This window comes from Nakamurella sp. GG22 (genome assembly GCF_052976845.2).
Genome location: NZ_JBRIIO020000083.1, coordinates 1 through 245, shown reverse-complemented (window position 1 = coordinate 245; position 245 = coordinate 1). Strand labels below are relative to the sequence as shown.

Genomic DNA, 245 nt, shown 5'->3' with positions numbered 1-245 from the left:
CTTTATCAGGCAACCAAACTAGCTTGCTCAACGCGGATACCAGCACCCATCGTTGACGACAGCGATACCTTACGCAGGTAAACACCTTTGCTAGTTGTTGGCTTAGCTTTGCTCAATGCCTCGATAAGTGCTAACAAATTCGATTTCAATTGCGCATCAGTAAATGATTTACGACCGATAGTGGCGTGAATAATACCGCCTTTGTCAGTACGATATTGCACTTGACCGGCTTTTGCATTTTTGAC

Annotated in this window: 1 pseudogene; it reads right to left on the bottom strand. The window is 44.5% G+C overall.

Features of this window, described 5'->3' with window-relative positions:
• Positions 1-5: 5 nt before the first annotated feature.
• Positions 6-245: pseudogene (gene rplA / locus ACVBEQ_RS28080) on the bottom strand (50S ribosomal protein L1); the annotation flags it as partial.